This window comes from bacterium (assembly GCA_026414725.1).
In the GTDB taxonomy this organism is placed as follows: Bacteria; Ratteibacteria; UBA8468; order B48-G9; family JAFGKM01; genus JAAYXZ01.
In genome coordinates this window covers 1-12349 of the sequence record JAOAIL010000028.1, presented here as the reverse complement: position 1 = coordinate 12349, position 12349 = coordinate 1, and the positions used below count along the sequence as shown (strand labels likewise).

Here is a 12349-nt window from a genome sequence, read left to right as displayed (position 1 = left end):
GTTATCTTTCTGATGTTGATTTTGCCTTTGTCCGTGCACCTTTTTATACATCTATATTGTATGACACAGAGAAAAATCTCTATATATGCTGGTATCAGGTCTTTGGGAAGTTTGATAGTTATCTCTGTATGGCACAGAGTTATGATGGGATAAACTGGGAAAAGATAGAGTTGAATCAGGTATGGTATGAAGGAAATAACAAGAATAACATCCTGAAATTTCCGAAGTATCCTGCCCTGTGGATTGACTTTGGAGGGGTGATCCCTAATTATTCTAAAGATATTGATGCTGAACTCATCTGCAGTAATTTTTCTCCGTTTGATGATAGGTTATACTTTCAAGGTATAACAACTGCTCTTAGTAAAAATGGTATAGATTGGGATTTTCATTTTCCACCTGTTTTGCCATATGATGGTGATGCCCATTGTATAATGTGGGACCCTGTAAGGGATTGTTATCTGATAACAACGAGGTCTTATCAGCAGTTTCATATTTATGAAAGATTGGGGCTTAAGGGCAAGAGGCATATAGCGATAAGCAAGAGCAGGGATTTAGTCCACTGGACACCGATGATGACAGTTCTTGAGCCGGACAGAGAAGACCCGGAGATGAGGGAGTTTTATAAGATGTATATACTTCCATACGGGCATGGTTATATAGGTTTTTTGCAGATATTTGACATAGACCCTTCATTGGCGAAAGGACCTTTAGATGTTCAGTTAGTTTTCAGCAGGGATTTGATGAACTGGGACAGGGTAGGAGACAGGAAGGTGTTTGTTCCGAGGGGAGAGAAAGGGGAATGGGATGCAGGTATGACAGTTATAACGTGTTCACCTGTGATAGAAGGGAATGAATTAAGGTTCTGGTATGGAGGTAAAGAAGGTGAGCACTGGGTTGCCAGTAGAGGAGGAATGGGAACAGGTAAGATAAGGAGGGATGGATTTATATCCTGGAAAGCAGAAGGAGAAGGATATATAAAGACCTCACCGCTTTATATCTCTGATGTACCGGAGATTTTTGTTAACCTTAAAGCACCAAAAGGATATATTCAGGTAGAGATATTACAGGATGGTAAAGTTATTGCTGGTTGTGAGAGAGACAACTGTCTTCCTTTAACAGGGGACCATATATTAGCCCCTGTAAGGTTTAAAAAGCCGGTAAGGACTTATGGTAATGTAGAGTTAAAGTTTTACTTAAAGGATGCAGAGGTATTTGGTTTTAAGGGGAACTTAACACTTTCTCCTGATAGATACAAAATTCCCAAAAAATATCCGTCCTGGTGGTGAAAGTAAATGATACTTGACAAAATTTTTTTTTGTGTTATAATGGTAAACGATGAAAGAAACAGTAGAAAAGGTAAAAAGGGTAGGAATTAGAGAAGTTGCAAAGAAGGCAGGTGTAAGTATTAAAACGGTCTCCAATGTTATCAATAATTTCCCTTATGTAAGTGAAGAGACGCGGAAGAAGGTATGGGCTGCAGTAGAAGAGTTAGGATACTCTCCTGTAATAGAAGGTAGACGGCTTGCATCTTTGAAGAGAGGAAACAATTTAAGGACAGGGAATATCGGATGTCTTATCTTTCCCACCTACAACAAATATTCAGAACCATTTTTTGCAGAACTGCTTGAAGAGATAGACAGGGTCTTGCTGGAATTCAATCTCCACAGATATTTCTTTCATACACTTGAAGACATAAGAGACCCATCACTATTTATCAAGATGATAAACCCAAATGTAATAGATGGATGTGTTTTTCTTGGGGTGGGAGAGAGATGGAGAGAAGACGTTATAAATATGTATAAAAAAATAGAGAATGTTGTTATGTTTATAGATTTTATAATGTCTGATGATATTGCTTCTTTTTACCCTGACTTTTTCGCTGGTGGTTTTATAGCAACCCAATACTTAATATCAGCAGGACACAAAAAGATAGGATGTATCACCAGTTTTTTAGAGGATATGCCTTTACATTATTCTCATTCTTCAGGTTACAGAAAGGCACTTGAGGAGGTAGGTATTAGGTATAATGAGGGGCTTGTTGAAGAGGGTATGTATAGTATAGAGGGTGCCTATGAAGCGACGAAGCGGTTGGTGGAGAGAAACCCTGATATGACAGCGATATTTGTAGTATCAGACCCTATGGCGATAGGTGTATATAAGGCATTAGGAGAGATGGGCAGAAGGATACCTGAAGATATATCAGTGGTAGGGTTTGATAACATAAGGATAGGTGAACACCTGCATCCTGGGTTAACTACGATAGGGGTTGACAAGTATGATATGGTAAAGGCAGGGATAAAAGTATTGATAGACGAGATAGAGACGGGTAAGAAGACAGGTATGAAGGTAGCGTTTCCTGTTTCTTTGGTAGAGAGAGGTTCTGTAAGGAGGTTATAAAGGAATGAGAAACTTCCACTTCTCAGGGGCACTGGCAGACAGTACTTTCTGTTATCCCCTGTTTAGAATAGATAACAAAAAATGGAGGTGTAAGATGAGAAGGAAGGGATTTACGCTTATAGAATTATTGGTAGTGGTAGCAATCATTGCGATACTTGCTGCGATGTTGCTACCGGCACTTTCTCAGGCGAGGGAAAGGGCAAGGCAGGCGGTATGTATGAACAACCTTAAGCAGATTGGACTTGCACTGGTAATGTATGCTGATGATAACGAAGGAAGAATTCCGTTTCCGTACATGGGGAATACACCATCTTATTACCAGAGATGGTACTGGACACTTAGGGCACTCGGATATGTGCCTGCTAAAAAGAGTGACCCTAACGACCCTGTGGTGTGGTTCTGTCCATCAGCACGGCTTGGTGGGTGTTATGGGTTGAATGGTAGTTATCAAGGTTTTTCGAGTAATCCAGTAGCACTGAGTGCCCACTACAATATGAAAAGATGGATTAATCCTGACAAAAAAGTGCTTGTTGCAGATTCTTGCGGGTGGATGACTGTAGGATATTGGGATACCTGGTACTGGGATGGACCTTTTACTATCTCTGAGAGTTCTTTAAATTCCAGGCATAGTGGTGGTGCGAACATTCTCTGGGCTTCTATGCATGTAACCTGGCTATCCAAACAGCAGAAGCCCCATGGTACATATGACCCAGGGTCATGGCGGTTAGCTCAGTAGCACGACTATTTATATAAATAAAGATTGGAGAGGAAGAATGAGGGAAGACAAAAGGGGGGGTATTCTTTTAAGTATAATTATATCTTTTATTTTATTCTTTTCCTTAGTTGATGGAAGAGGTGTCCTTTTTGGGTTGGATGAAGAAGGATTTATAAGGAACTGGCTTATCTGTGGTCCATTTCCCTGTGAATATAAAGATGGTAAGGGCAGTAATTTTGATACGGATTTTCTTAAAGATATAGGTGGAGAGGAAAAGGTAGAACCATATCCAGGGCAGGAAGTAAAGGTTGTATTTCCTGAGGTACCACCGATAGAGCGTCCATTCAAAGGAGAAGAGAATATCTGGGGATTTAAAGAAGACAGGGTATTTACCAACCAGTGGAAGACATACCATTCAGATACCTATAAGATAGACCTGTTAAAGCAGGGATTCCCTGTTGTGGAGCATGTAGTTGCCTATGCAGGTTGTTATATTATTTCAAAAGAAGAGAAGGATATAAAGATAAAGTTAGGTAGTGATGATGGTTATAAGATATGGTTGAATGGAGAGTATTTAGGTGGGCTGGATATATGTAGAGGTACAGAGAAGGACCAGAATACACACTTCGGGAGATTAAAGAGGGGCTTAAACTTTCTTCTTTTGAAGATAACCAATAATCTCAGTGGCTATGATTTCTGTGTAAGGATAACAGACCTGAAGGATGAGATAATAAGGGATGTAAGTGTATTGGGTATTTCAGTAGATAATCCACAGGAGAAGTATCAGAGTATATGTAAGGATATCGGCAAGATTGACTACTTTATAGAGCCATATTTTGTAGGGATAGATATAGGGAGAGAGCCGGTATTTACAGGAGAGCGCGAGATAATAATAAGTGCTGGTGCGACAGAAGAGACCAGGACAAAATTAAAGGTCTCCCTTATCTCACCTAAAGGGAAGATTATACTTACAGATACAAAAGAGGTTGGTTTAGAGCCGACTAAAGCCATGAGAATATCCTACAGGGTGCACTTTTCCGATATGGGTGATTATATGCTCTATCTTACCTTTGAAAGGGACAGAGCAGATATAGAGAAGAAGATAAATGTGATATCAATTGAATATGTAAAGCAGATGATAGAAGAGATAGCAGGTAAGATAAAAGAGAAAGAGGAAAAACTGAAAGTAGAGACAGATAAACTGTCAGAATTAGAGAAAGAAAAGAAGGCACTGAGAGAAGAGATAAAGAAGAAAGAAGAGGAAGGAGATACAGCTAGAGGTAGGTATTTAGAAAGCAAGAGAGAAGAATCCGCGAGGTTATACAAAACACCTAAAACCAGTACATATAGCCAGTCAGAAGCGATAAGGACAAGGATTTGTTTAAATGGTATGTGGGAGGCAGTAGGAGTAAAAGAAAAGACACTAATACCACCAAATGATGGATGGAAGCCATTCCCTGTGCCTGCTATAATTCTTCCGGATCCAGGTTATGGGTATCTTGAAGAAGACAAAAAATGGGCATTTCACCCTGAAATTGATTTATCTGTTATTCAATGTAACAGGAGATGGTATAGATTATATTTTAATCTTCCAGAAAATCTAAAAGGTAAAAGATTATTTATTAAATTTGGGGCAATAAATTTTTATGCTGTCTGTTATGTAAATGGAAGGAATATGGGAGAGTATTATGGTCCGTATTTCCCCTGGGAGATAGATATTACAGATGTGGTAAGGTATGGTGAGAAGAATGAATTGCTTGTATATGTACAGAGCCCAGCAGCAACAGACAACCATAAGGACTTTTTAATAGGGAACAGGTTTTTATACTGTATAGGTATATGGGATGATGTTTATCTTGAAGCCAGAGGTGATGTATACACCAAGAATGTGATGATAGTACCTTCAGTAAGGGAGTGGAAGTTAACGACACGGACATTTATAAAGAATACAACCAACTCTCCGAAAGAGATAAGAATAGTCCAGCAGGCAATAAGAAAAGGAAGGATAGAGTTTGAGATGGCATCCTCAGTAGATATAGGACCAGGTGAAGAGAGATACATAGATATGTCTGGTTACTGGCACAATCCTGTGTTGTGGGGTATAGGAGGAGAGTATGGGAACCCTGAACTGTATACACTATCAACAAAGATAATGGAAGGGAAAAAAGTTCTTGATGAGAGGACTGACAGATTCGGGTTCAGGGAGTTCTGGATAGAAGGATTTAACTTTTACCTCAATGGGAAAAAGATATTCTTGCAAGGGACTAATGCGTTGTGTGAAGGAGATATCTATTGCAGTGTAACTAATAATCCTGAGTGGCTTAGGCGACTTTACAGGATATTAAAAGAAAGAAATATGAATATTTATAGATTACACGTCCATATCTATCCTTCACTTTTTTATGAGATAGCAGACGAGATGGGTATGCTTTTAGTAGTGGAGACCCCTTTGAATAATTACTATGACCAAGATTACTGGAAAAATTATCCGCCTGCCTGGGAAGAGAATGTAAAGAAGCACTATAATAGATGGTTATATGAACTTATCAGCCATCCTTCTGTAGTTGTATGGTCACTTGATAATGAGGTATGCACACAGTCATTTGACTATGATAAAGATACAGGTAAAAGCAGGATGGCAAAGGTGAAAGAGTTCGGTAAATACTTCAAGAGTTTATGGCCTGGCAATCAGATATATGAATACAATGGAGATGTATTTGCCTGGACAGACCCTGAAGAACCGGTTGCTGACTTCCATTATCCTGAGCATGGAGAGACGAGGAAGTTCGGGTTTAATATGGAACAGTGGCAGACATTCTTTAAGAAACCACTGATACTCGGAGAGACAGCATACTACTGGGTAATAGGTTATCCGAGATGGCTCGGATATTGGCCAGAGATAGTAAGAAAAGAAGCAAACATGACAAAGCAGGTATTTAAAAGATGGATAGAACTTGAAGTTCCAGGTTTCATTGGCTGGTGGCATAATGGTGCTGGCTATGAAGAAATACCGGGCAAGAGAGGTCCATGGGATAATATACCATACATTGATGTGAAATGGCCTTCTTTGTCTGGGAAAGGTGCACGGGTTACAAGAATATCATTCAGGCATCAATATCGTATAAACTGGTTTGATGAAAGTAGACCTGAATATGTAGATAATACCATTGATAATGTATTTAAAGAAGTATTAAGACAGGGTCCACCAGCGCCCTCTACATTTCCACCTGAGGTGATTGCAGAGGTTATAGTTAATGGAGCACCTTACAGGAACAAATATATCTACCTCAAGCCATCATCAGATATTCCCTGGTATATAGAAGGTATTCTTTCAGATGAAGAAGGCAGGTCGTGGTTTATTGTTCCTGAAGAAGGAAAGTATGAGTTATTTATATATGAAGATGGTAAGGTTATAAAGAAAGATGTAGAGTTAAAGCGGATAGCCAATGATAATATCCCTGGCTATAAAGGTTTTAACTGGATAAGGTGGGAGGTAAAGGAATGAGGTATATCTTATTATTTTTTCTTTTATTCTTCACATTAAGTTATGCCAATGGAGATGACCCATATAAACTTTATAATAGATACAGAGAGATGGAAAAGAAACTGCGACAGATAGAGGTTCAGATAAATGAGGCAATAGAGAACCAGAAGGAGACAACAAAAGATATAGAAAATCTGAAATATGTAAAGAAAGTACTGGAAGAAATAGCGGAAAAATATAGATGTAAGTAAGGATATATTATGGCAGTAAAAAATAGGATGGTGGTTTTAAATTTTCTTTTAATACTTTCCTCCTGTCTTTTTTCTTCTGATATAATTATTGATTTTGTTAATCTTAAAGGAGCCAAGAGAGATAACAGAGGGGCAGGGTACTGGGAGATTGGCTGGGGCAGGAAGTCAAGTGAGGTAGGCAATACAGGGGAGGAGGTAGTAGGGATAGGTCCATTTAACTATATAAATGCAGGTGAGAGACAGGAGATAGGAGAACTTTATTTATACTTTCCTGAGAAGGATACCTATACACTTGCTGTAGATGTGCGGTCCAGTGTGAAAGGGATATACAAGTTAGAGATAGTGGATGGTAAGGGTAATGTGGTAGCAGAAAGCGCAGTGATGGTAAAGGGTAAAGGTGTATATAATGCTCCACTGATTATAGAAAGTCCTACTCAAGATATAAAGATGAAACTTTTCTTTTCAGGGGATAGTTCTTTAGATAACATAACCTTTTATATCTATAAATCATTTTTAGATCTTTATCCGGTGAAAGATAAGTATCCACTACTGGGGGTGTACTACAGGAAGTTTGGAGCGAATGGTTTCTTCTCTGATATTTTTGAGGAGAAGGTAGTGGATGGTAAGGTACAGGAATTTAACAATATGTTTAAAGAAGGAATAGATAGCGCTCTTGTTGAAGAGGATTATAAAAAATTGATGGTTACAAAACTGGGGAAAACATTTGGTATAGAGATTCCATCTTTTGGAGAAGAAGATGTATGGGTGATACAGAGGATATACGGGAAGTATTGCAGATTATTTTTGGCGGATACAGGTGAGTATAAAGAGCGATGGATTGGGCAGGATAATAGATGGAGTGTTATAAGTGAAATTATATCTTCTGCTGTATTTGATACAGACAGAGATGGAATATGGAATGGACAAAGACCTTATGACTGGGTAAATGGTGAGCGATTACTGGACAACTATGGCAAGGATTTCTATCTGGACTATGTACTGTTTATCCCTGCCATGTTTTTTGAGGTAGAGGTGGGAGAAAACACATCCGGGAAACTATCTTTTATATACATTACAAAAAATAGTGAAGATAAAGAGATAACACTTCCACTTATACCAGAAGATATTATGGGAGGTAAAGTAAAGATAGGTTTTATTAATGCTGGCAGAGGTATCCAGATAATCCAGAAAGGGGTAGACAGAAATAAAATTCTGGCAACTATTACAGACAGTATTCAACCCTGGTGCCTTTCTGTAAAACCAGCTAGTATAAAGATAGAGATGTCTTATTAGAAATAAAGTCAATCGGTAAGAAAGGAGAAAGGATAATGGATAGTAATTTTTACGGTATCTATGCAGCACTTTTAACTCCTTTTAATGAGAAAGGGGATGTCTGTAAAAAACGGTTGAAAGGGCTTGTAAGATTTCTTATATCAAAAGGGATAGATGGGTTATATGTATGTGGTAGTTCAGGTGAAGGGTTATTGATGGATGTTGAGGAGAGAAAAAAAGTATCAGAGATAGTAAAGGAAGAGACAGGGGATAGGGTGAGGGTTATTGTCCATGTAGGAGGTGCTCTAAATACAAAAAATGCAGTTGAACTTGCAAAACATGCAGAGATGATAAGAGCAGATGGAGTGAGTTCTATCCCACCTATATATTATAAGTTCAGTTTCAGTGAGATGTATGAGTATTACAGGGAGATAGCAGAAAGCACCTCATTACCATTTTTTATCTATTACATTCCTGAAAACACAGGGATGAATATTTCTATTGAAGAGTTTTTAAAGTTGGCTGATATAAAAAATATTATAGGTTTAAAATATACTGGATTTGACCTTTATACATTACAGAAGATTTTAACAGAGGCTAAAAGATGGATTGCATTTGCAGGACATGACGGGGTTTTTCTTCCTGCACTTACGATGGGTTTTGTGGGATGTATAGGTTCAACGCAGAACCTGTTGCCTGAACTATTTGTTGAGATATATAAGAGTTTTAAGGCAGGAGATATAAAGAGGGCGATGGAGCTACAGAGGAAGGTTGTGGTTGCAGTATTTTTGAAGAATAGATATGGGAACATTGCATACTGGAAGTCGGTTTTGAAATTCCGTGGTATAGATGCCGGTTATGCGAGGGGTCCGTTTAAGGAGAGATTGAATGATGTAGAAGAAAAATCATTCTATAAAGAGTGGAAAAAGGAATTTCCGGAGTATATAGTATAAGCAGGGGATAAAAAAATGGTAAGCAGATTTATGCAGGAACAGTTTGCAGACGGGAACCATTTTGTATTTGTAGATGAGAAACTGGTAGAGAAAAAAGAGGGAGTAAAAAAGGTTTTTTATCCTCTTGAGAAATATGAGAAAAATCCGGTGATTGAGACAGACCGTAGATGGGAGAGTTATCTTTCTGATGTTGATTTTGCCTTTGTCCGTGCACCTTTTTATACATCTATATTGTATGACACAGAGAAAAATCTCTATATATGCTGGTATCAGGTCTTTGGGAAGTTTGATAGTTATCTCTGTATGGCACAGAGTTATGATGGGATAAACTGGGAAAAGATAGAGTTGAATCAGGTATGGTATGAAGGAAATAACAAGAATAACATCCTGAAATTTCCGAAGTATCCTGCCCTGTGGATTGACTTTGGAGGGGTGATCCCTAATTATTCTAAAGATATTGATGCTGAACTCATCTGCAGTAATTTTTCTCCGTTTGATGATAGGTTATACTTTCAAGGTATAACAACTGCTCTTAGTAAAAATGGTATAGATTGGGATTTTCATTTTCCACCTGTTTTGCCATATGATGGTGATGCCCATTGTATAATGTGGGACCCTGTAAGGGATTGTTATCTGATAACAACGAGGTCTTATCAGCAGTTTCATATTTATGAAAGATTGGGGCTTAAGGGCAAGAGGCATATAGCGATAAGCAAGAGCAGGGATTTAGTCCACTGGACACCGATGATGACAGTTCTTGAGCCGGACAGAGAAGACCCGGAGATGAGGGAGTTTTATAAGATGTATATACTTCCATACGGGCATGGTTATATAGGTTTTTTGCAGATATTTGACATAGACCCTTCATTGGCGAAAGGACCTTTAGATGTTCAGTTAGTTTTCAGCAGGGATTTGATGAACTGGGACAGGGTAGGAGACAGGAAGGTGTTTGTTCCGAGGGGAGAGAAAGGGGAATGGGATGCAGGTATGACAGTTATAACGTGTTCACCTGTGATAGAAGGGAATGAATTAAGGTTCTGGTATGGAGGTAAAGAAGGTGAGCACTGGGTTGCCAGTAGAGGAGGAATGGGAACAGGTAAGATAAGGAGGGATGGATTTATATCCTGGAAAGCAGAAGGAGAAGGATATATAAAGACCTCACCGCTTTATATCTCTGATGTACCGGAGATTTTTGTTAACCTTAAAGCACCAAAAGGATATATTCAGGTAGAGATATTACAGGATGGTAAAGTTATTGCTGGTTGTGAGAGAGACAACTGTCTTCCTTTAACAGGGGACCATATATTAGCCCCTGTAAGGTTTAAAAAGCCGGTAAGGACTTATGGTAATGTAGAGTTAAAGTTTTACTTAAAGGATGCAGAGGTATTTGGTTTTAAGGGGAACTTAACACTTTCTCCTGATAGATACAAAATTCCCAAAAAATATCCGTCCTGGTGGTGAAAGTAAATGATACTTGACAAAATTTTTTTTTGTGTTATAATGGTAAACGATGAAAGAAACAGTAGAAAAGGTAAAAAGGGTAGGAATTAGAGAAGTTGCAAAGAAGGCAGGTGTAAGTATTAAAACGGTCTCCAATGTTATCAATAATTTCCCTTATGTAAGTGAAGAGACGCGGAAGAAGGTATGGGCTGCAGTAGAAGAGTTAGGATACTCTCCTGTAATAGAAGGTAGACGGCTTGCATCTTTGAAGAGAGGAAACAATTTAAGGACAGGGAATATCGGATGTCTTATCTTTCCCACCTACAACAAATATTCAGAACCATTTTTTGCAGAACTGCTTGAAGAGATAGACAGGGTCTTGCTGGAATTCAATCTCCACAGATATTTCTTTCATACACTTGAAGACATAAGAGACCCATCACTATTTATCAAGATGATAAACCCAAATGTAATAGATGGATGTGTTTTTCTTGGGGTGGGAGAGAGATGGAGAGAAGACGTTATAAATATGTATAAAAAAATAGAGAATGTTGTTATGTTTATAGATTTTATAATGTCTGATGATATTGCTTCTTTTTACCCTGACTTTTTCGCTGGTGGTTTTATAGCAACCCAATACTTAATATCAGCAGGACACAAAAAGATAGGATGTATCACCAGTTTTTTAGAGGATATGCCTTTACATTATTCTCATTCTTCAGGTTACAGAAAGGCACTTGAGGAGGTAGGTATTAGGTATAATGAGGGGCTTGTTGAAGAGGGTATGTATAGTATAGAGGGTGCCTATGAAGCGACGAAGCGGTTGGTGGAGAGAAACCCTGATATGACAGCGATATTTGTAGTATCAGACCCTATGGCGATAGGTGTATATAAGGCATTAGGAGAGATGGGCAGAAGGATACCTGAAGATATATCAGTGGTAGGGTTTGATAACATAAGGATAGGTGAACACCTGCATCCTGGGTTAACTACGATAGGGGTTGACAAGTATGATATGGTAAAGGCAGGGATAAAAGTATTGATAGACGAGATAGAGACGGGTAAGAAGACAGGTATGAAGGTAGCGTTTCCTGTTTCTTTGGTAGAGAGAGGTTCTGTAAGGAGGTTATAAAGGAATGAGAAACTTCCACTTCTCAGGGGCACTGGCAGACAGTACTTTCTGTTATCCCCTGTTTAGAATAGATAACAAAAAATGGAGGTGTAAGATGAGAAGGAAGGGATTTACGCTTATAGAATTATTGGTAGTGGTAGCAATCATTGCGATACTTGCTGCGATGTTGCTACCGGCACTTTCTCAGGCGAGGGAAAGGGCAAGGCAGGCGGTATGTATGAACAACCTTAAGCAGATTGGACTTGCACTGGTAATGTATGCTGATGATAACGAAGGAAGAATTCCGTTTCCGTACATGGGGAATACACCATCTTATTACCAGAGATGGTACTGGACACTTAGGGCACTCGGATATGTGCCTGCTAAAAAGAGTGACCCTAACGACCCTGTGGTGTGGTTCTGTCCATCAGCACGGCTTGGTGGGTGTTATGGGTTGAATGGTAGTTATCAAGGTTTTTCGAGTAATCCAGTAGCACTGAGTGCCCACTACAATATGAAAAGATGGATTAATCCTGACAAAAAAGTGCTTGTTGCAGATTCTTGCGGGTGGATGACTGTAGGATATTGGGATACCTGGTACTGGGATGGACCTTTTACTATCTCTGAGAGTTCTTTAAATTCCAGGCATAGTGGTGGTGCGAACATTCTCTGGGCTTCTATGCATGTAACCTGGCTATCCAAACAGCAGAAGCCCCATGGTACATA

10 protein-coding genes are annotated in these 12349 nt (G+C 38.9%); all 10 read left to right on the top strand.

The features are described from left to right. On the top strand, window positions 1–1286 hold a 1286-nt coding region (locus N3D17_07275), incomplete at its 5' end, for a hypothetical protein (protein MCX8083169.1). Window positions 1287–1335: 49 nt separating this feature from the next. Continuing rightward, a complete protein-coding gene (locus tag N3D17_07270) occupies window positions 1336–2397 on the top strand; it encodes a LacI family transcriptional regulator (protein MCX8083168.1) in 1062 nt (353 codons plus the stop codon). A gap of 4 nt (window positions 2398–2401) precedes the next feature. Next, window positions 2402–3133, top strand: coding sequence for a type II secretion system GspH family protein (locus N3D17_07265; GenBank protein MCX8083167.1), 732 nt, complete (start codon window positions 2402–2404; stop codon window positions 3131–3133). 37 nt (window positions 3134–3170) lie between these two features. Then, entirely contained in the window at window positions 3171–6617 is a 3447-nt protein-coding gene (locus tag N3D17_07260; GenBank protein MCX8083166.1) for a hypothetical protein, read from the top strand. Beyond that, on the top strand, window positions 6614–6847 hold the full coding sequence (locus N3D17_07255) for a hypothetical protein (protein MCX8083165.1): 234 nt from the start codon (window positions 6614–6616) through the stop codon (window positions 6845–6847). Before N3D17_07260 ends, N3D17_07255 begins: the two co-directional genes overlap by 4 nt. A gap of 9 nt (window positions 6848–6856) precedes the next feature. Next, entirely contained in the window at window positions 6857–8140 is a 1284-nt protein-coding gene (locus tag N3D17_07250) for a hypothetical protein (protein ID MCX8083164.1), read from the top strand. A gap of 35 nt (window positions 8141–8175) precedes the next feature. Beyond that, window positions 8176–9072: a dihydrodipicolinate synthase family protein gene (locus N3D17_07245; protein MCX8083163.1), complete on the top strand. Its 897-nt coding sequence runs from the start codon at window positions 8176–8178 to the stop codon at window positions 9070–9072. Between the two features lie 15 nt (window positions 9073–9087). Continuing rightward, window positions 9088–10533 carry a hypothetical protein gene (locus tag N3D17_07240; protein MCX8083162.1) on the top strand — a complete coding sequence of 482 codons (1446 nt, stop codon included), beginning with the start codon at window positions 9088–9090 and terminating at the stop codon, window positions 10531–10533. A gap of 49 nt (window positions 10534–10582) precedes the next feature. Then, entirely contained in the window at window positions 10583–11644 is a 1062-nt protein-coding gene (locus N3D17_07235; GenBank protein ID MCX8083161.1) for a LacI family transcriptional regulator, read from the top strand. 4 nt (window positions 11645–11648) lie between these two features. Then, window positions 11649–12349 (top strand): type II secretion system GspH family protein (locus tag N3D17_07230; protein ID MCX8083160.1); only part of this gene is annotated, 701 nt, incomplete at its 3' end.